General features: G+C 69.2%; 22 protein-coding genes. 11 read left to right on the plus strand and 11 right to left on the minus strand.

Annotated elements, in window-relative coordinates:
• Positions 1-107 precede the first annotated feature (107 nt).
• A complete protein-coding gene (locus tag EV138_RS25485) occupies positions 108-1,007 on the plus strand; it encodes an SIS domain-containing protein (RefSeq protein WP_133981283.1) in 900 nt (299 codons plus the stop codon).
• On the opposite strand, the gene EV138_RS25490 is transcribed toward EV138_RS25485, so the two are convergent.
• Positions 994-2,220, minus strand: a complete 1,227-nt coding sequence (locus EV138_RS25490) for an MFS transporter (RefSeq protein ID WP_133981284.1) — start codon at positions 2,218-2,220, stop codon at positions 994-996. The two genes, EV138_RS25485 and EV138_RS25490, sit on opposite strands and share 14 nt — an antisense overlap.
• A gap of 68 nt (positions 2,221-2,288) precedes the next feature.
• Between EV138_RS25490 and EV138_RS25495 the strand changes: the two genes are divergently transcribed.
• The 7 genes from EV138_RS25495 to EV138_RS25525 all read left to right on the plus strand — a co-directional run bounded on the left by EV138_RS25495 (position 2,289) and on the right by EV138_RS25525 (position 7,634).
• Positions 2,289-2,834, plus strand: coding sequence for a CGNR zinc finger domain-containing protein (locus EV138_RS25495; RefSeq protein WP_133981285.1), 546 nt, complete (start codon positions 2,289-2,291; stop codon positions 2,832-2,834).
• Between the two features lie 48 nt (positions 2,835-2,882).
• Complete coding sequence (locus EV138_RS25500) at positions 2,883-3,104, plus strand: biotin/lipoyl-binding carrier protein (RefSeq protein ID WP_112244158.1); 222 nt, start codon at positions 2,883-2,885, stop codon at positions 3,102-3,104.
• A 158-nt stretch (positions 3,105-3,262) separates the two neighbouring features.
• On the plus strand, positions 3,263-3,970 hold the full coding sequence (sigE, locus tag EV138_RS25505; protein WP_133981286.1) for an RNA polymerase sigma factor SigE: 708 nt from the start codon (positions 3,263-3,265) through the stop codon (positions 3,968-3,970).
• Positions 3,967-4,572 (plus strand): anti-sigma factor family protein, encoded by a 606-nt coding sequence (locus EV138_RS25510; protein ID WP_133981287.1) that lies wholly within the window; start codon positions 3,967-3,969, stop codon positions 4,570-4,572. Before sigE ends, EV138_RS25510 begins: the two co-directional genes overlap by 4 nt.
• Positions 4,573-4,575: 3 nt before the next feature.
• Positions 4,576-5,637 carry a LolA-like protein gene (locus tag EV138_RS25515; RefSeq protein WP_133981288.1) on the plus strand — a complete coding sequence of 354 codons (1,062 nt, stop codon included), beginning with the start codon at positions 4,576-4,578 and terminating at the stop codon, positions 5,635-5,637.
• A 75-nt stretch (positions 5,638-5,712) separates the two neighbouring features.
• Positions 5,713-7,203, plus strand: coding sequence for a S1C family serine protease (locus EV138_RS25520; protein ID WP_133981289.1), 1,491 nt, complete (start codon positions 5,713-5,715; stop codon positions 7,201-7,203).
• A gap of 80 nt (positions 7,204-7,283) precedes the next feature.
• Positions 7,284-7,634: a sec-independent translocase gene (locus EV138_RS25525; protein ID WP_166678672.1), complete on the plus strand. Its 351-nt coding sequence runs from the start codon at positions 7,284-7,286 to the stop codon at positions 7,632-7,634.
• On the opposite strand, the gene EV138_RS25530 is transcribed toward EV138_RS25525, so the two are convergent.
• Positions 7,631-8,068 (minus strand): hypothetical protein, encoded by a 438-nt coding sequence (locus EV138_RS25530; RefSeq protein WP_133981290.1) that lies wholly within the window; start codon positions 8,066-8,068, stop codon positions 7,631-7,633. The two genes, EV138_RS25525 and EV138_RS25530, sit on opposite strands and share 4 nt — an antisense overlap.
• Before the next feature lie 61 nt (positions 8,069-8,129).
• On the opposite strand from EV138_RS25530, the gene EV138_RS25535 reads away from it, so the two are divergent.
• On the plus strand, positions 8,130-8,789 hold the full coding sequence (locus EV138_RS25535; protein WP_133981291.1) for a TetR/AcrR family transcriptional regulator: 660 nt from the start codon (positions 8,130-8,132) through the stop codon (positions 8,787-8,789).
• On the opposite strand, the gene EV138_RS25540 is transcribed toward EV138_RS25535, so the two are convergent.
• The 8 genes from EV138_RS25540 to EV138_RS25575 all read right to left on the minus strand — a co-directional run bounded on the left by EV138_RS25540 (position 8,729) and on the right by EV138_RS25575 (position 16,293).
• Positions 8,729-9,808: a GNAT family N-acetyltransferase gene (locus tag EV138_RS25540; RefSeq protein ID WP_238158349.1), complete on the minus strand. Its 1,080-nt coding sequence runs from the start codon at positions 9,806-9,808 to the stop codon at positions 8,729-8,731. The genes EV138_RS25535 and EV138_RS25540 overlap by 61 nt on opposite strands.
• A gap of 416 nt (positions 9,809-10,224) precedes the next feature.
• Positions 10,225-11,370 (minus strand): Mrp/NBP35 family ATP-binding protein, encoded by a 1,146-nt coding sequence (locus EV138_RS25545; protein ID WP_133981293.1) that lies wholly within the window; start codon positions 11,368-11,370, stop codon positions 10,225-10,227.
• 89 nt (positions 11,371-11,459) lie between these two features.
• A complete protein-coding gene (gene pspAB, locus EV138_RS25550; protein ID WP_133981294.1) occupies positions 11,460-12,023 on the minus strand; it encodes a PspA-associated protein PspAB in 564 nt (187 codons plus the stop codon).
• A gap of 4 nt (positions 12,024-12,027) precedes the next feature.
• Positions 12,028-12,927 (minus strand): zinc metalloprotease HtpX, encoded by a 900-nt coding sequence (gene htpX, locus EV138_RS25555; RefSeq protein WP_133981295.1) that lies wholly within the window; start codon positions 12,925-12,927, stop codon positions 12,028-12,030.
• Between the two features lie 46 nt (positions 12,928-12,973).
• Entirely contained in the window at positions 12,974-13,507 is a 534-nt protein-coding gene (locus tag EV138_RS25560) for a DUF1003 domain-containing protein (protein WP_133981296.1), read from the minus strand.
• Positions 13,497-14,762 carry a magnesium transporter MgtE N-terminal domain-containing protein gene (locus EV138_RS25565; RefSeq protein WP_133981297.1) on the minus strand — a complete coding sequence of 422 codons (1,266 nt, stop codon included), beginning with the start codon at positions 14,760-14,762 and terminating at the stop codon, positions 13,497-13,499. Before EV138_RS25565 ends, EV138_RS25560 begins: the two co-directional genes overlap by 11 nt.
• A 73-nt stretch (positions 14,763-14,835) precedes the next feature.
• Positions 14,836-15,363 (minus strand): hypothetical protein, encoded by a 528-nt coding sequence (locus EV138_RS25570; protein ID WP_133981298.1) that lies wholly within the window; start codon positions 15,361-15,363, stop codon positions 14,836-14,838.
• A gap of 27 nt (positions 15,364-15,390) precedes the next feature.
• On the minus strand, positions 15,391-16,293 hold the full coding sequence (locus tag EV138_RS25575) for an ArsR/SmtB family transcription factor (RefSeq protein ID WP_202866820.1): 903 nt from the start codon (positions 16,291-16,293) through the stop codon (positions 15,391-15,393).
• Between the two features lie 142 nt (positions 16,294-16,435).
• On the opposite strand from EV138_RS25575, the gene EV138_RS25580 reads away from it, so the two are divergent.
• Positions 16,436-17,719 carry an MFS transporter gene (locus EV138_RS25580; protein WP_133981300.1) on the plus strand — a complete coding sequence of 428 codons (1,284 nt, stop codon included), beginning with the start codon at positions 16,436-16,438 and terminating at the stop codon, positions 17,717-17,719.
• An 80-nt stretch (positions 17,720-17,799) separates the two neighbouring features.
• Positions 17,800-18,777, plus strand: a complete 978-nt coding sequence (locus EV138_RS25585) for an HpcH/HpaI aldolase/citrate lyase family protein (RefSeq protein WP_133981301.1) — start codon at positions 17,800-17,802, stop codon at positions 18,775-18,777.
• Between the two features lie 3 nt (positions 18,778-18,780).
• Here EV138_RS25585 and EV138_RS25590 read toward each other — a convergent pair whose 3' ends face one another.
• Entirely contained in the window at positions 18,781-19,419 is a 639-nt protein-coding gene (locus tag EV138_RS25590) for a VOC family protein (protein WP_166678673.1), read from the minus strand.
• Positions 19,420-19,492 lie beyond the last annotated feature (73 nt).

Raw genomic sequence — 19,492 nt, forward strand, 5'->3', positions numbered from 1 at the left:
CTCCTAAAGGAGATGGCACAGCACACAATCGGTCAGCCAGACGGCTGCCGGTTGGCACCATTCGATCACGTTCGAGCAGTTTCGACCATTACAAGTCCGGAGACAACATGACCGACACGTCATTTGTGCGCGATACGCCCTTCGTCAGCGCCGAAATCGCCACCCAGCCGGCTCTCTGGCGGCAGGTCGCGGACGGTTTCGCGCAATATGGTGGCGCACTGCCCAAGCCTGGACAACGCGTTGCAGCCGTCGGCTGCGGCACCTCGTGGTTCATGGCGATGGCGTACGCCGCCCTGCGCGAGGACCTGGGCCAAGGCGAGACCGATGCCTTCGCCGGGTCGGAGTTCCCCGCCGGGCGCCAGTACGACGCGGTGGTGGTCATCAGCCGGTCCGGCACGACCACCGAGATTCTCGACCTGGTGCGCAACACCAAGCTGCCGACGGTGGCGATCACCGCGACCGCGGGCAGCCCGATCGTCGAGCTGGCCGACCAGACGATCCTGCTGGACTTCGCCGACGAGCAGTCCGTAGTACAGACGCGGTTCGCGACCACGACGCTGGGACTGCTCCGGGCGTCGCTCGGACAGGACCTGAGTCAGGCGGCGGCCGATGCCGAGGCGGCGCTGACGTACGACGTGGACGAGCTCGCCAAGCTGGAGCAGGTGACGTACGTCGGGACCAGGTGGACCGTGGGACTCGCGCACGAGGCCGGTCTCAAGCAGCGGGAAGCAGCGTCGGCGTGGACCGAGGCGTACCCGGCGATGGACTACCGGCACGGCCCGATCGCGATCGCCCAGCCGGGGCGCGGCGTGTGGATCTTCGGCGAGGCCCCGGCCGGCCTGCTCGACGACGTCCGCGCGACCGGCGCCACTGTCGTGCACCACCCGGAACTCGACCCGATGGCGTCGCTCGTCGTCGCCCAGCGAGTCGCGGTCGCCAAGTCGCTGGCCCTCGGCCTGAACCCCGACCAGCCGCGCAGCCTCACCCGCTCGGTCATCCTCGACTGATCGTCTCGTCGACAGGAGTGCCCTCGGTGGTCCGGCTCAGGCCGGCCAGGTAGCCGAGGGCGGCAGCTGCCAGTACGCCGAGCGCGACGGTCAGCAGTGCGGCGCTGGTGCCGATTACTGGTACGAGTAGGCCGCCGGCAGCCTGGCCGAGCGCGCCGGCTCCTACTCGGAGGCTGGCGGCCGTAGTGCTCACTCGCCCCTGCAGCTCGGCCGGGCTGTACTGCTGACGCGCGGCGAACATCGCCGGCAGCATCGGTCCCTCGAAGAGGCCTGCGGCTGCCGCGAGTACCAGGAGGACCGCAAGGCTTCCGGCGAGTGTCCAGGACGCCATGGCGAGGCCATAGGCGGCTACAGCGACAAGCACGACCAGCTCCGGACGCCAGCGGCTCTGCAGACGGCCGAGCAGTACTGCGGTTGTGACGCTGCCGATCTCGAGCGCGGTCCACAGATATCCCGCAGCCGCTCGCGGTGCTCCGAGTGAGGGCATGTGCAGCGGCAGGGTGATCAGCAGGAATCCAGTTGCGCCCATGACTGCGGTGGTGGCCACAGTCGACATACGGAGTCGGGGAGTGCGCGCCAGATGCGCCAGACCGCCGACGACCGAGGCGAGGAACGGCTCGCGGTCCTCCGGCGCGACAGCCGGTGGCAGACCGGGGAGGCGGGTGATGGCGAGGATGCTGACCGTTGCGGTGACTGTGATGACTGCCGCGGCCGCCTCTACGGAGACTGCCGCTGCGATCGTCGCCGCGGCTGCTGGGCCGGCGATCGTCGCGGCGCCGAAGCTGGCGGCTTCCAGTGAGTTCGCGCCTGCCAGCAGCCGTTGTGGCACCAGGCTCGGGAGCATGCTGGTGAAACCGCCGCTCACCATCGGCAGCGTCGTACCGGCCAGTGCGGCCAGGGTCGGGACGGTCCAGTCGGGTGCGTGGCCGGCGACAACAAGCAGGCTCAGCATCACTGCGGCGAGAGTCGCCTGGTTCAGGGCGAGGGCAGCCCGCCGGTAGTGGGTGCGATCGAGCCAGGCGCCCAGCAGGGGACCTGTGGCGATGGCAGGGAGCGCGTAGGCGGCGCCGGTGAGCCCCGCGAGTCCCGGGCTGTCTGTGCGTTCCAGTACGAGGAGCACGAGCGTGAAAGCGACCATCTCGTCGCCGACTCGGGCAAGCGTTGCCGCCACGTAGTACGCCGGCATGCCCCGGACACCGAGTAGCTCTCGCATCGGATCTCCTCTGTAACGCATAAAGATCAGTTACGCGTTACGTTAACAAAGGCGTTACGATCGGTCGAGTGGAAAGCCTGCAAACGCCGGATCGCTTGATCGGGCTGGCCGTCGACCTGGTGAACACCCGCACCCTGGAGCCGGAGAGACTGACCTCGGCCGCGGCGCTGAGCCGGTTCCTGCTGGATCACGGCGAGCCGGTCGCCGAGGTGCACGAGGACGACGTCGCCCAGGTCAGAGCGGTTCGCGAGCGGATCCGGCCGGTCTTCCACTCCGAGCCGCGCGAAGCCGCCCGGATCCTGAACGAACTGCTCGCGGAGTACGCCGTACGGCCGTATCTGTCGGACCACGACGGGGCGCCGTGGCATCTGCACGTGGCGAAGCCCGAGGCGACCTGGGCGGAGTGGCTGGCTGCGGCGACAGCACTCGGGCTGGCCGGGTTCGCCGCCGGGCACGGCTTCCAGGCGATCGGTGCCTGCGCCGCGGCGGACTGTGAGCGCGTCTTCGTCAACCCGGCCGAGCGACGACCCCGGAGGTTCTGTACGCCGACGTGCGCCGGCCGGACCCGGGTCGCGTCGTACCGGGCTAGGCAATCTCTCAGGAACGAGAACTAGGATCCCGAGCAGATCCCGGACCGTCCCGGGGCGGAGGAGGAGCGGCGCGTGAGTCACACCGTGGTGGCCGAGCTGGTGGCCAACGTCCAGAAGGTCACCGCCAAGGCCGGGGACACGGTGGGCCCCGAGGACACCCTCGTCATCCTGGAGTCGATGAAGATGGAGATCCCGGTGCTCGCCGAAGTGGCCGGCACCATCACCGAGATGAAGGTCTCCGAAGGCGAGGTCGTCCGCGACGGCGACCCCATCGCAGTGATCGAAGAGAAATAGCGTTCAACCGAAATGGCCGTTCAGACGTCTGGTACTACGAGAGTGATCGCGCGAGCGGGGAACTTCCCGGTCGCGGGGCCCGTTGACTCGGCGTACCGGCATCTCAGGGTTCGACCCGGGTGCTCCCGAAGTGCGAAGAGGACGGTGAACGCGACACTATGGTGGTCACGCTCGTTGCCCCGCAGAGTGCGGATCGCAGGACGGGTGCCCAGGGAGGCGTTGTCGTGAAGCCGGTCGACACCTCCGTGGCTCCTGCCTACACACCGCAGCCCCATGGCCAGGCACAGCCGGAGGCACTGCCGTCCTGGGACGAGATCGTCCGCACCCACTCCGCCCGGGTGTACCGGCTGGCCTACCGCCTGACCGGGAACAAGCATGACGCCGAGGACCTGACCCAGGAAGTGTTCGTCCGGGTCTTCCGCTCGCTGTCGTCGTACACGCCGGGCACCTTCGAAGGCTGGCTCTACCGGATCACCACCAACCTCTTCCTGGACGGCGCCCGCCGCCGGCAGCGGATCCGCTTCGACGGGCTGCCCGAGGACGCGCACGACCGGCTGCCCGCGAAGGGCTCGGGCCCGGCCGAGAAGCTGGACTCCGACCTGTTCGACCACGATGTGCAATACGCGCTGGACGCGCTGCCGGAGGACTTCCGCGCGGCCGTGGTGCTTTGCGACATCGAGGGCATGACGTACGACGAGATCGCCGATGTGCTGGACGTGAAGCTGGGGACCGTCCGGAGCCGGATCCACCGAGGGCGCTCGATGCTGCGCAAGCATCTCGAGCACCGCGCGCCACGGTCGGGTCAGACCCGTGTCAGTGGCCCGCCCGCGGACGGGCCGTTCGTCGCCGGAGGTGGCGAGCAGTGACGCTGCAACACCCCCTGGACAAGCTGAGCGCCGTCGTGGACGGCGAGCTGGACCACGACTCGCGGGACAAGGTGCTGAGTCACCTGGTCGGCTGTGAGACCTGCCGTGGCGAGGTGGACGCCCAGCGTCGGCTGAAGGCGCGACTGGCCGCAGCGGAGCCGATCGAGCCGTCCAGCGACCTGATGCAGCGCCTGCTGGGCGTGCCGTCGTTCTCGACCGAGCCGCGGGAAGAGGTGCGGCCGGTGGTGACTCCGGTCCCGCTGTTCCCGCAGCGCTCGGCGTTCCCGGCTGCGCGAACCGGTGCGACCCGGCCGGGGTCCCGTGTCAGCCGCGCCCGCCGGCGTACCGCCGTACTGGGTGCAGCGAGCTCTGCTGCCGCAGTCGCCTCACTGCTCGGTACTGCGTTCGTCCTGGGCGACCCGGCGCGCACAGAGCAGCCGCCGGTGCTGCAGCCGCCAGTCGCGAGCTTCTCCGCCGACCACGCCGCTGCGACGAACGGTGCGCCGTTCACCGACCCGGTGGCGATGCTGAACTCCTTCAACGGGACGGGGTACGCAGGGCTGAGCCCGACGCTCCAGCCGGTGGCCCTCGCGGGGCGCTGAGCAGTGAGCCTCTCCCGGCTCGCCGTCCTGGTCAGCACCGCACTGATCGGCTTCGGCCTGCCCATGCCCGCCGCGGCCGTCGCGCCCCGCGAAGACTCACCCACAGCGGTCAACTGGCTGGAGCGAGCCGCCGCGGCGCCCGACCGGGTTTCGTACCACGGCACGCAGATCATCACGTCCTGGGGACCGACCGGGGCCAGCTCGGCGATGCTCGACATCGTCCACGCGGCCTCGCAGGGCTCGGAGATCAGCGTGGTGGGCTCTGGCTCGTCACCGGGCGCCAAGGCGTTCGTGCAGCGCGCTGGTCACGAGGTAGGGCCCACTGTCGACGGCGGACCGCTGGCGCTGCTCAAGGCGACGTACGAGCTGGTCTACAAGTGCTGCACGGCCACGATCGGGCGCGCCGCCGTACTGGTTGAGGCACTGCGTGGGGACAAGACGCTGGCGGCGCGCTTCTGGATCGACAAGGCGACCGGCTTGCTGCTGCAGCGGCAGCTGTTCGGGCTGGACGGTACGACGCTGGTCCGGGCGACCGTCTTCACCGAACTGGAGATCGAGAACTCCGAGTTCCTCAGCCACCTGCCCCCGATGGTGCCGGGCGGAGTGGAGTCGGTCGGGATGAGCAAGGTCGACAGCCTGCGCTCCCAGGGCTGGACGTGCTCGGCTTCGCTTCCTTCCGACCTGCAGTTGTACGACGTTCATCAGGACACCGCGAGCAATTCCCTGCAGTTCTCGTACTCCGACGGGTTGTTCAACGTCTCGCTGTTCGAGCAGCGCGGCGAGCTGGATCCGTCGGCCGTCGCCGGGTACACGGCGATCACCACCGACGAGGGGGCGACGGTCTACCAGCGGTACGGGATGCCGTCGTACGCGATGTGGTCGTCCGGCGGCATCGTCTACACCCTCGTCGGCGATCTCCCGTACGACCAGCTCGGCAAGGTCGTCGCGGCCTTCCCACATCAGCCGTTGCCGCGCGTGACGGCGGTGGAACGGGTGGGCACCGGGCTGGCCAAAATGGCGAAGTGGCTCACGCCGATGAGTGCCCTCTCCTGGAAACTGGGATAATCAAGTCTGGGAGTACCTATCGGAAGCCCGGTGGGGACTGCACGACCGAACCAACGACGACGTGAGGCGGCCACCGTGAGCACCGATGACGCCGAGCCGACGGTCCCGACGCCGAGAGACCCGGCGGCCCCGGAACCCACTCGCGTACTGCCGCCGGAGCGACCGGTAGCAGGCCCCGTCGTACCCCCAGCCGAAGCCGGTACGGCGGCCGGCCCCACACCTGGTGCTCCTGGTGCCGTGGGTGCTCCGAGCGCTCCTGGTGTTGGCGGCGGGTCGGCGTCGATGCCCGCGCCCGGGAGCAACGCGCCGTACCGGCAGGCTCCGGCCCGATCGGTGACGCAGCGGAGCTTCGGGCGGCCCGAGCCGCTCGACGGCGGGTTCCGGCCGGCGTACCCGGGGCAGGCCTGGCCGACGCAGCGGCCGATGTACACGCCGCCCCCGCCGCTCGACTGGCACCAGCAGCAGGCCCGCGCGTACACGCCGGCGCCGCCGCCCAAGAGCAACCGCACGATCCTGATCGCCGCCATCGTCGCGCTGATCGTCGGCCTGATCGCGGGCACGGGCGCTGCGGTGAGCGTGGTCGCGCTGGACAACAACAGTGGTCCGGTCGACGACCCGAGCGGCCCCGCGATCGGTGTGGGCGCCGACCCCAAGATCCGCAGCGGCTCGGTGTCGGCCGTCGCGGCGACCCTGCTGCCGAGCGTCGTCCAGCTCAAGGTCGACGGCGCCGACAACTCCAGCGCGACCGGCTCCGGCTTCGCGATCGACGACGTCGGTCACATCCTGACCAACAACCATGTCGTCGCTGCCGCGGCCAAGGGCGGCTCGATCCAGGTGGTGACGCAGAAGGGCAAGACCTCGACCGCCCGGCTCGTCGGCCGCTCACCGGCGTACGACCTGGCCGTCGTCCAGGTGGCCGGGCTGGACGCGCCGTCGGTCAAGTTCGGCCAGTCGGAGCTCGCGGTCGTCGGCCAGGACGTGGTCGCGATCGGGTCGCCGCTCGGTCTGGCCGGCACGGTCACCTCCGGCATCGTCTCGGCGAAGAACCGGCCCGTCACGGCCGGCGGCGAAGGCGAGATCTCCTACATCAACGCGCTGCAGACCGACGCGGCGATCAACCCGGGCAACTCGGGCGGGCCGCTGGTCGACATGAACGCGCGGGTGATCGGGATCAACTCCGCGATCGCGACTGTGCGCGGGGCCGAGGAGGGCACCAGCGGCTCGATCGGGCTGGGGTTCGCGATCCCGATCGACCAGGCCCGGCGTACCGCGCAGCAGTTGATCGAGTCGGGCAAGGCGTCGTACCCGGTGATCGGCGCGAACGTGGACATGCAGTTCGAGGGCGGCGCCCGGGTGAGTGAGGTGAACGCCGGATCGCCGGCGGCGCGCGCCGGGCTGCGCACGGGCGACGTGATCACCAAGATCAACGGCCTGGTGGTGGAGAGTGCGGAGGCGCTGATCGTGGCGATCCGGACCCATCGGCCGGGCGAGAACGTCCGCCTCGAGTTCGAGCGGGGCGGCAAACCGCGCCAGGTCACCGTGGCCCTCGGCCAGCAAACCGGCTGACTCTGACCCGGCGGGCAACTCGACCGGGTGCGGGCTACGCTGTCCGCGGTGCTTCTGTCGTTGTGGGAGGGGTGAGGGAGATGCTGTTCGACATCGGGCCACTCGAGATCGTGGTGATCGCGATCGTGGCCATCCTCGTCTTCGGCCCCGACCGGCTGCCGGAGTTCATCCGGACGGCGGGCAACCTGCTGCGCCAGGTGCGCCGGATGGTCACCAACGCCCAGAACGACCTGCGCAACGAACTCGGCCCGGAGTTCGCCGACCTCGACGTCCGCGACCTCAACCCCCGCAGTTTCGTCCGCAAACACCTGCTCGAAGGCATCGACGACGACGACTTCGACAAGCCGGTCTCGTCGTCGATGGACCTGATGGACACCCCCCAACGCCTCCCAGCCGGCCAGCGCGCGCCGTACGACCCCGAGTCGACCTAGGTCCGTCGACGGATCAGGTACGGGATCGCGACTGCTCCGGCGATCGCGGGCAGCAGCGCGAGGAGCCCCCACAGCGGCGGGAAGATGCGTACGCCGTACTCGGACGACGCGAGTAGCAGTACGGCCAGCCCTGCGCTGATCAGGACCATGAGCGCTGCCAGGCCGGCAGCGATTTGTCGGCGTCTGCGCGCGACTCCGGCCACCAGCAACCACAGCGCCACGTCGACCACCACCACGCCGTACAGGAGGCCGTAGAGCGCTCCGGCCGACGGCTGCTTCCCGTACGACGTGTAGGCGGTCGTGGCGTGCTCGACGAGGCTCTGGCTGCCGGCTTGGTCGACGATCGCGGCTGCTCCGAGGACGAGGGAGAGACCGGCGGCGATCAGCGTCGTACTGCGTCCTGTTGTGCGGGTTTCAGAAAGTGACTGTCTCATGCGAGTGACTTTATCAGGCAGTGACTTGCTGAAGCATGTGACTTTCTCGTAGGTTGGCCGCATGGCTACCGGTCTGCGGGAACGTTGGCGCGTGAAGGCTCGGCGCACGATCCAGGAGTGCGCGCTCGATCTGTTCGACGAGCGTGGCTACGGGGCGGTGACGATCGAGGAGATCGCGGCCGCGGCGGAGGTCTCGCCGTCGTCGGTGTACCGGTACTTCGGGACCAAGGAGGGGATCCTGGTCGCGGACGAGTTCGACACGATGAGCGAAGAGGCGCTCGCGGAGATCCTCGACGTCGACGATCCGGTCGAGAGCATGCTGCAGATCGTGCTCAGGTATGAAGCGGTGGCCGGTGAGGATGCGACGCGTGGTGCCCAGGCGGTGGGCGGTGATGCCGCGACGCCTGCTGCCGGGAGGGCTTCGCAAGGGGAGCGGAGTCCTTGGCGCCGGGTTCGGTACTTCTTCCAGGAGCCGTCTGTGCGGATGGCCGCCTGTGCTGCTCTCGACCGCGCTGGTCAGCGCATCGCCCCGCTGTTGGTGGGCGGCGGTCGCGGGCTGACCGAGGCGCAGGCCCGGGTGGCGGCCAACGCCTTGGTGTTCGGCTACTTTGCCGCGCTCGAACAGTGGTACCTGGAGGGTGGCGACCAGCCGATCGCCGGTTACGTCGAAAAGGGAATGTCGCCACTTCGTGCGATCTGGTCGGACGCCAGTAGGTCGTAGGTGACGCGGTCGTCGGTGTGGGTGGCTAAGCGGAAGGCCTCGCGTTCGGTGCCGACGTGGTGGAAGGCGGCTGCCTCGGCGACTTTGCGGGCCGCCTGGTTCGACGCCGCCGTACGGATGACCAGGCGGGAGCCGCCGAAACCGCCGTCGGCCCGGGCTGCGAAGTACCAGGAAGTCAAGCAGCGCAGGGCTTCGGCCATCACACCGCGGCCCTGGGCGTCCGGGTGCATCCAGTAGCCGAGCTCGCCGTCGCCGTCCTTGCCCAGGTTGAACAGGGTGAGATTGCCGAGCCCGAGGTCGGTCGCGGCGTCCGCGATACACCAATTGAGCCGCCTGCCGGTCGCTGCCTGCTCGGCCAGATCCTTCAGCCACCAGCGCGCGTCCTCGGCGCTGAACGGCTGCGGGATGAACGGCAGGAAGTGCGCGGTCGCCTGGTTCGTCCGCGCGGAACTGATGCGGTCGATCTCGTCGTCGCGCCAAGGGCGCAGCCGGATCCGCGACGTCTCGAGCACCGGAACCTCCAACCACCGCTGCCTCGGCTCGCGCGGATCCCCGGGCAGGATCCACCCCGTCCAAGCATCCGTACGCCGGCCCGCCAACTCCACCAGCCCCGGGATCATCGGGCCCGCCCGGAACCCGGTCGCCCAGGCAACCCGGCGCGACGGCCAGTTCCCCACCGCGGCCCACCAGTGGATCACGTGGAACCCGCACACCTCGAACCCGAACCCCACCACCAACCGCACAGCCCGCGCCGCCACGCCCGCACCCCGGGCCCAGCGGCTCAACCCGAAATGAACACTCGCGTTGCCCATCGCATCAGGTCGCAGCCCGACAGACCCGGCGTACCGGCCTTCGTGCTCGACCACAAACACCAACTGAGTCCCCGCCGCCCAGGCCTCGGCGATCCCGTACCCGATCCAGTTCCGCGCATCCTGCACGCCGAACGTGCCGCCGTCTTCGACGTTCCGCTCAATCGCCCCGGGAAGATCGTCATCTCGCGGCCCCCGCAGAACCACCACACCATCAGTAAGCACAGGATGCTGAGAAAGAAACGCCACCCCAAAAATCAACACCACCCACCGGCTCACCCACTTACCGCGCGGACGGTTGGTGATCTCCACACAAGCGAACGGCATGCGAGACCTCGCGGCGCGGATTCGTCGGCAAGCGACGTCCCCGCGAACAACACCAGCCCAAACGGCCCCGCGTCAGCGGGCTCGCGTTGAGTACACCGAGGTAGCGCCAGCTCTCGCGCCAGCGGACAACCCCGCGTCAGCGGGAGTCGGCGCGATAGCGCCCGCGTCAGCGGAAGCTAGTGCGCGCCAGCGCCCGCCCGCGCAGCGTGTGAGGCGCGTCAGCGGTAGCTAGGCGCAAGCCGGGGTGGGTGGGAGCGCGCGACGAAGGAGCGCGCGTGGGCGATCGGCGTACGAGTTGATTAACGACCGACAGGGGACAGGCCGAGTTGGCGACCGAGGAGGCCTCGGGGTTTGCCGCCGAGGCGGTCGGCGATTTGTTCGAGGACCTGGGCTGCGGGGGTTTCGGGGTTCGCCATCGCGAGGGGCTGGCCGTTGTCGCCGCCGCTGCGGAGGCGTTCGTCCAGCGGTACTTCGCCGAGCAGCGGGATGTCGTAGCCGAGCCGCTTCGACAGTGTCTCGGCGACCCGCGCCCCACCGCCGGAGCCGAAGATCTCGATCCGGTGCTCGGGGCCGCAGTGCGGGCAGGGCAGGTACGACATGTTCTCGATGACGCCGGCGACCCGCTGGTGCACCATCTGCGCCATCGTCCCGGCCCGCTCGGCCACCTCGGCGGCGGCCTCCTGCGGGGTGGTGACCACGATGACCTCGGCCGACGTCAGCCGCTGGCCGACGGAGATCGCGATGTCACCGGTGCCGGGCGGCAGGTCGAGGAGCAGTACGTCGAGGTCGCCCCAGTAGACGTCGGCGAGCATCTGCACCAGCGCGCGGTCCAGGATCGGGCCGCGCCAGGCGACCACCTGGTCGCGCTTGGGCTTCAGCATGCCGATGGAGATCACCTTCACGCCGTGCGCGGGCACCGGCATGATCATGTCGTCCACCGCGGTCGGCCGCTCGTCCGCGACCCCGAACATCGCGGGGATCGAGTGCCCGTAGATGTCGGCATCCAGTACGCCGACCGACAACCCCTTGGCCGCCATCGCGACCGCGAGGTTCACCGTCACCGACGACTTGCCGACGCCGCCCTTGCCGGACGCGATCGCGAACACCTTGGTCAGCGAGTCGGCCCGCGCGAACGGGATCTCCTTCTCGGCCACGCCACCACGCAACTGGGTCTGCAAGGCGGCCCGCTGCTCGGGCGACATCACCCCGAGGTCGATCTCCACCCCGGTGACACCGTCGAGCGCGCTCACGGCGGCGGTGGTGTCACGACGCAGGGTGTCCTTCATCGGACAGCCGGCGACAGTCAACAGGATCCGTACTGCGACCACGCCGTCCTCGCGTACGACGACGGACTCGACCATCCCCAGTTCGGTGATCGGTTTCTTGATCTCCGGGTCCATCACGGAACCGAGCGCAACCGTCACCTGATCAGCAGTAAGACCCATACGTCCCAGGCTACGTGCTCCCCGTCTAGCCCCCGACTCCAGTCCATGTGAGCTACGCCCGGCAAGGCGACCCTAACCTGAGCAACCCCCTACAGCCCGGGTGCTCCGTAGACCGGGAACCAGCGGGCCAGGTCGGGTTCGAAGCGGAGATCGGCGCCGACGATCGACTTGATCTGGAGCTCGGTCGCGTTGTCGCGCCGGTCGGCGCCGACGGGGACGAACGGGTACCAGGAGCCGCGTTTGTAGAGATACACGAGCCCGAGCGACCGGGTGCCGTTGGTGAAGGAGACGAGCGTGCACAGCAGGGCGGCGCCGAAGCCGGCGTCGACGAGAGACGTGTTCACCGCGTGCAGGTCGGTGACGAGGCCTTCGAGGTCGTCGGGCGTGGTCTCGCGGACCAACCAGGTGAAGCCGAAGGAGTCCGTCGTACTGGTGAATTTGCCGTTGTCGAGGGCGAGCAGTTTGTCGACCTCGTCGCGGAGCGCCGAGAAACCGCCGCCTTCGGCTGCCTTGAAGCAGACCGATCCGCTGCCGGTCGGCCGGTACCCGGCCGCGGTCTCCAAGGTGATCGCGGCCGACGGAAGCGAGAACAACTGATCGAGGTTCGGGGGTACGGCTTTGCTCCTGCCGAGCAGGATGTCGAGAAGACCCATGCGGCTAAGCCTGCTCGCCCAGCTCGCGGGACAGCACACCGAGCCGGTCGAGTCGCGTCTCGAGCGGCGGGTGGGTCGCGAACAGCGTCGACAGGCTGACGCCCTTGCCGGAGATGGCCGGGGCGAAGAAGAACGCGTTGAACGCCTCCGCCTGGCGAAGGTCGCGCGACGGTATTCGGGCGATGTCCCCACTGATCTTGGTCAGCGCGGAGGCCAGCGCCGACGGTCGGCCGGTCAGTACGGCGCCGGCCCGGTCCGCGGCGAGTTCCCGGTACCGCGACAGGGCACGCGTCAGCAGGAACGAGAGCGCGTAGACCACGGCCGAGACCGCGACGACGGTCAGCACGATGACGGCCGTGTTCTGATCGCGCCGGCCGCCCAGGCCGCTGTAGAGCCCGAAGCGGGTGATCAGTCCGGCCAGTACGCCGAGGAACGACGCGATCGTCATCACGGCCACATCGCGGTGCGCCACGTGGGACAGCTCGTGGGCGAGGACACCTTCGAGCTCGTCGGCGTCCAGGCGCCGCATGATCCCGGTCGTCACGCAGACGACCGCCTTGGACGGATTGCGCCCGGTGGCGAACGCGTTCGGCAGATCGACGTCCGCGATCGCGACCCGCGGCTTCGGCATGTCGGCCAGCGCGCACAACCGGTCGATGGCGCCGTGCAACTGCGGCGCCTCCTCGGGACTGACGACGCGGCCGTGCATCGCGTAGAGCGCGATCCGGTCGGAGAACCAGTACTGCGCGAACAGCATCCCGCCCGCGATCACGATGGCCAGTACGGCGCTCTTCGTCACCGCGATCAGCACCGCGACGAAACCGACGTACAGCAGGCCCAGCAGGAAGCTGGTCACCAGCATCCGGTTGGTCAGCCCACGATCGGGCTTGAATCGACTCTTCATCCGAGGTCCTCCCAGCTCAAGGCGAGGGTAGCTCGCCCGCAAAGACTCAGACCCGGTCGTCCTCGCGGTCCTTGTGCTCGAGTTCGGCCAGCAGTGAGCGGAGTTCGGAGCGGAGGAAGTCGCGGGTGGCCACCTCGCCGACCGACATCCGCAGGGCCGCCATCTCGCGGGCCAGGAACTCCATGTCGGCGCGGCTGCGGGCGTCGACGTCGCGGTCGCGCTCGTACTGGACCCGGTCGCGGGCCTCCTGCCGGTTCTGGGCGAGCAGGATCAGCGGCGCGGCGTACGACGCCTGCAGGCTGAGCGCCAGGGTCAGGAAGATGAACGGGTACTGGTCCCAGCGCAGGTGCTCCGGCGCGAAGATGTTCCAGCCGACCCAGAACAGGATCGTCGCCGTCATGTAGACCAGGAACTGGCCGGTGCCGAGGAAGCGGGCGATCCGCTCCGACATCCGCCCGAACGCGTCCGCGTCGTACGCGCGCCGGCGCACGATCGTGCGCCGGAGTTCGCGCGGGATGTCGAGCCGGTCCGCGGCCCGCATCAGCCGGCGGTCGTCGGAACTGCGGTCGTCACGGGGCATTGCGATCCACCTCCGGCTGCTGTTGGGACTCGCGCCAGTCGGACGGGAGCAGATGGTCGAGTACGTCGTCCACGGTGACCGCGCCGAGCAGCCGGCCCTCGTCGTCCAGCACCGGCGCCGCCACCAGGTTGTAGGTCGCGAGGTACTTGCTGACGGTGTGCAGGCTGTCGTCCGCGCGCAACCCGTCGAGATCGGTGTCGAGGGCAACGGATACCAGCGCCGACGGCGGTTCGCGCAGCAGCCGCTGGATGTGTCCGATCCCGATGAAGCGACCGGTCGGTGTCTCCAGCGGCGGCCTGCAGACGTACACCATCGCGGCCAGCGCGGGGCTCAGCTCGGCATTGCGGACGTGCGCGAGCGCATCGGCGATCGTGGCGTCGGCCGGCAGGATCACCGGCTCCGACGTCATCAGACCGCCGGCTGTGCGCTCCTCGTACGTGAGCAGTCGCCGGACGTCCTCGGCCTCGTCCGGCTCCATCAGCGTCAGCAGCCGCTCGGCGGTCTCGGTCGGCAGATCAGCGATCAGGTCGGCGGCGTCGTCAGGCGACATCTCCTCCAGGACGTCGGCCGCTCGCTCGGTGTCCAGACCGGCCAGGATCTCCACCTGGTCGTCCTCCGGCAGCTCCTCCAGGACGTCGGCCAGCCGCTCGTCGTCCAGCGCGGCCGCGATCTCCTTGCGCCGCTTGGGCGACAACTCGTGCAGTACGCCGGCCAGGTCCGCCGGCTTCATCGACTCGAAGGCAGCCAGGATGTGGGTCGCGCCCTGGCCTTCCTCGGCCTGCCCGAGATCGCTGACGTCTGCCCAGTCCAGGACGTGCGACTGCCCACGCCGCCGGAACCGCTTGGCTCCCTCGGTCACCGCGACCTTCGACAGCACCCAGTCGCGGGTCCGCCACTGCTCCATCGCCAGGTCGAACACGACCGCGGTGGCGCCGGTCTCGCGGATGGTCACCTTGCGATCCAGCAGTTCGGCGAGCACCAGTACTTCGGTCGCCCGCTGCTCGAAGCGCCGCATGTTCACCAGGCCGGTGGTGATCACGTGGCCGGCGTCGACCGAGGTGACCCGGGTCATCGGCAGGAAGATCCGCCGCCGGGTGAACACCTCGACCACCAGCCCGAGCACCCGCGGCGGCTGGTGACCCTGTCTGAGCATCACGACGACATCGCGAACCTTGCCGACCTGGTCCCCGTTCGGGTCGTACACCGGGAGACCGGCCAGCCGGGCGATGTAAACGCGCGACGGTGAGCCACTCATGCTCGAAGGCTAACCGCCCGTACGCCGCCCGCTCGCCACCCGACCCGCTGACCAGCGCGTTTGGCGCCCCCGGTCAGCTCAGTTTGGGGCGGCGCTTGCTGCGGCGGTGGAAGGTGATGGGGCGTTTGCCGCGGGTCGTAGCCGGGCTGCCCGCGGGCGTCTCCAGGCGCGACCGGTCGTCCCACTGGCCTGCTGACTCGCTGATCACACCGGTGGGCTCCAGGACGAGCAGATCGGCTTCGGTCTTCCAGCGTTCGAGTTGAGTGTCCAGACCCTCCGCATTGAGCCGCTCGGTCCGCAGCACCTGTGCAGCAGCCGTCCACTCGTCGCTACCGGGTTCCAACCGCCGTACGGTTGCCTTCCAGCCGGCCAGCCGGTTCGTAGCGGGCTTCGCCGGTACTACGACGTCGGCCGTCCCCGCTGCGGCCAGCCCAGGCAAGGGCTGCTCCGCGCTGCCTGAGCGATCCGCGAGCACGACGTACGAGCCGTCGACAGTGGCGAACCAGGCCGGCAACGGGCGGCCGCCGCCCCAGGCCAGCCAGACGAGCCCGGCCTTCTTCATCACCCCAGCGATCTCCGCCACAGCCTCGTCACTCGTCACCCGCCCAAGGGTGTCACAGATAGCCCGTCAGACAGCGGCGGTCAGCAGACTCTCGGCGACCGGCGTCCGGGCGTAATAGACGAACCGGCCCATCCGATGCGCACTGACCAGTCCAGCAGCCAGCAAGGCAGTGAGGTGTTGTGAGGTTCCACCGGCAGTCAGGCCGGTCCGGCTCGCCAGTTCCTGCGTCGACGCGGGTGCGTCGAGTTCCGCCAGCAGGAGCGCCCGTGATCGTCCGATCACCCCGGCGAGCGCTGCGGACGGCTCGGCGTGCCGTGGCTCCCAGACGGTTCCGATTCCTCGCGGTGAGTACCGCAGCGTCGGTTGCCACGGCGGCGTACTGACGGAGAAGACCTGCGGCCAAATGAACACGGACGGGACGAGCAGCAGTCCGCGACCCCCGACCGTGCGGGTCCCGCGGACCTGTCGGTGCTCGATCCGCAGGCTGTCACCGGACCAGCGGACGGTGTCGTCGAGGTCTTCGAACAACGCCTGGGCGCCGCCCTGGGCCAGCCGGCGGGCGCGATAGAGGATGTCGCCTTGGTGCAGCGACAGGATGCGCGACCAGAACGGTTCGAGCGCGATCGACCAGAACAACTCGATCTTCGCGACCAGGTCCGGAAGCACTTGCTCGGGGGAATCCCACAGAGCCTGTACGACGGGGCTAAGCGGTGCCTTCATGCTGTCTAGTCCTCGCCGCACCCGGTCGGCGGGCGTGGCCGCGAGCGTCGCGAGCTCGAGTTCGAGGCTCGGCAGCGGAGTGTTCGGTGGCGGGCAGACGAAGGCGGGGATGACCTGGGTCGGCACCGGCACCAGTTCGGTGAGCATGCGCAGGTCGTGGCCGGCCAGCGGTCGTGCCACCCGGTCGATCCAGCGGCGGTGCAGGGGATGCGCCGCCGGGCTCTTCACCGCGCGGACGGCGGCGACCACCTCCCACAGCGGCGAGATGGCGAACCGGATCTGCGCGACATCCGACGGGGTGAACCTCAGTTCGAGTATGTCGTCCTCCCCTTCGATTCAGGCACAGCTTAATTCATCGCTCATCAGCACAGGTTGGCCGCACGGTTTCCTCATGACCCGGACCCACACCCCCGCTGCACCGAGCGTCTTCGGATCGCGATCGTTCCGCTCCGTGTTCACCGCCGCGGCCGTCAGCCAGCTCGGCACGCAGGTGGGCTACCTGGCCGTGCCGCTGATCGGCGTACAGGCACTTGCCTTCGATGCCGGCCAACTCGGCCTGCTCGCCACTCTCGGGACGGCCGCCTTCCTCCTGATCGGGCTCCCGGCCGGCGCCTGGATCGACGTACTTGGCCGTCGGCCGGTGATGGTCGTTGCCGACCTGAGCCGCGCGCTCCTGGTCGGATCGATCCCGGTGGCGACCGCCTTCGGCGTGCTGTCGGCCACGCAGCTCTACCTGGTGGTGTTCCTCACCGGGGTCGGCACGGTGTTCTTCGACGTGTCGGCGCAGAGTCTGTTGCCAGGGCTGGTCGGAAGGCAGTTGCTGACCGAGGCCAATACTCACCTGGTCGGCATGAACGCCGTCGCGGACGTGTCCGGGCGCAGCGCCGGCGGCTGGCTCGTTCAGTTGCTGACGGCACCTTTCGCCGTCGTCGCGGATGCCGTCAGTTATCTGGCCTCCGCATGGTTCCTGCTCCGGATCGACACAGACCTGTCCCAGCGGCCGACCGTACGGCGTGCTTCGGTGCGGAGCCAGATCGCGGAAGGACTGGTTTTCGTGGCGGGCGAGCCGTTGCTGCGGGCGATCGCGGTCAAGGGGATGATCAACAACCTGTCGATCCAGCTTGCGGTCACCGTGCTGCCGCTGCTGTTCGTCCGCGACCTGCACCTGTCTGCCGGCGTCCTCGGCGGCTATCTCGCGCTCGGCGGGGTGGGCGTGTTCATCGGCTCCCGGCTCGCCCGGCCGCTGGGACGCCGGCTCGGCCAGGGGCGCGCGTCGTGGGTCGCCGGAGCAGCCACCGCGCCGGTCGCGTTCCTGGTGCCGCTGATCGACCGCGACTGGCGACTTGTCACCGCCGGCGCGGCGTGGATCGTGATCACGGCCAAGGTCGGTGTCGACAACGTCCTGCTGACCACCTTCCGCCAGCAGGTGACGCCCGACCGACTGCTGGGCCGGGTGAACGCGACGATGCGGTTCCTGCTGACCGGCTCACTGGCGATCGGCTCGGCGGTGGCGGGTGTTGTCGGTCAACTGGTCTCCGTCCGTGCCGTCCTCTGCCTGGCCGCTGTGGGGCTGGCGTTCTCCTGGATTCCCTTGTTCCTGTCGCCGCTGCGACGGTTGCGGGTACTGCCCACGAAGCCGGACGGTGAGGCGGGCCACAAACCGGGCGACGCGTGAGGGAGGTCACCGCCCGCGAGGGCCGATTCGCCGTACGCTGCGGGTGACCGACGGGTAACCGAGCCAAGAGGATGCGGGCGATGGCTGACGAGACGAGCACCGGCAAGGCCTTCCGGAGCAGGCGTTCCTGCCTGGCGACCCCGGGATCGAACCCGCGGTTCCTGGAGAAGGCGAAGGGACTGGACGCCGACCAGGTGTTCCTCGACCTGGAGGACTCGGTCGCGCCGATCGCCAAGGTGGATGCCCGCAAGAACATCGTCGCCGCGCTGAACGAGGGCGGCTGGGGTTCGAAGACCCGGGTGGTCCGGGTGAACGACTGGACCACCGAGTGGACCTACGCCGATGTCATCGAGGTGGTTTCGGGCGCCGGGGCGAACCTCGACTGCATCATGCTGCCGAAGGTGCAGACCGCCGAGCAGGTGGTCGCGCTCGACCTGCTGCTGACCCAGTTGGAGAAGGTGCACGGCCTCGAGGTGGGCCGGCTCGGGATCGAGGCGCAGATCGAGAACGCGCTCGGGCTGACGAACGTGAACGCGATCGCCGCCGCCTCACCGCGGGTCGAGACGATCATCTTCGGCCCGGCCGACTTCATGGCGTCGATCAACATGAAGTCGCTGGTGGTGGGGGAGCAGCCGCCGGGGTACGACGTGGGCGATGCGTACCACTACATCCTGATGCAGATCCTGATGGCGGCGCGGGCGTACGGCAAGCAGGCCATCGACGGGCCTTATCTGCAGATCAAGGAGCTGGACGGGTTCCGGCGCGTCGCGGGGCGGTCGGCGGCGCTCGGGTTCGACGGCAAGTGGGTGCTGCACCCGGACCAGATCGCGGCGGCGAACGAGGTGTACTCGCCGCGGCAGGAGGACTACGACCACTCCGAGAACATCCTCGACGCCTACGACCACTACACCTCCGCCGCCGGCGGCGCCCGCGGCGCGGTCATGCTCGGCGACGAGATGATCGACGAGGCCTCCCGCAAGATGGCCCTCGTCATCTCCGCCAAGGGCCGGGCAGCCGGCATGACCCGCACCGACGTCTGGCAACCCCCGACCGACTGATCGTCAGCTGGGTGGCACCTGGGACATGACGGCGAGGAGGTGGCCGTCGGGGTCGGGGAAGAAGGCCATCCATTCCTCGACGCCGGATTCGTGTTTGTGGATCAGGTGGGGAGCGTTCTCGAACCTGACGCCCCGGGCGGTGAGATCGTCGTACGCCGTCTGGATGTCGTTGACGCGGAAGTACAGGATCGACGGTTCGCCGACGTGGTCGGGGTTCTCCGCCGCGTTGAGGAACAGGCGCGTTCCGGCGCAGTCGAAGAAGGCCAGGTCGCCGAAGGTGTAGAGGTGCGGCAGCCCGAGCACGTCGCGGTACCACTCGACGGCTGCCGTGATGTCGCTGACCGGCCGGGATACCTGGCCGATCGATCCGAGGTGGACGCTCATCGCTTCGACTCCTTGTCTGGTTCCGCCGGTACGCAGAGCGCTGTCCGCGGGCACACCTCGCCAGGTGCGCAGCTCGGCCCGGCGCTCCAGGCCGAGTTTCAGCAACGCGTTGGCGACATGGAACTTGACCGCGTCGACACTGATTCCGCGCCGCCCGGCGATCTCCCGGTTCGACATCCCGTGCCGGACCGCGTCGACGACCCGCCACTCGGCGGGAGTCAGTACGTCGGGATGCCGCGGCCGGCCGCGTCTGCTCACACCGATCACGCTAGCGCCGGGACCGGCGAATTACCCTCCCCCGAGCCATCCGTGCGCGGGGGAGGATCGACGG

This window comes from Kribbella voronezhensis (assembly GCF_004365175.1).
Lineage (GTDB): Bacteria > Actinomycetota > Actinomycetes > Propionibacteriales > Kribbellaceae > Kribbella > Kribbella voronezhensis.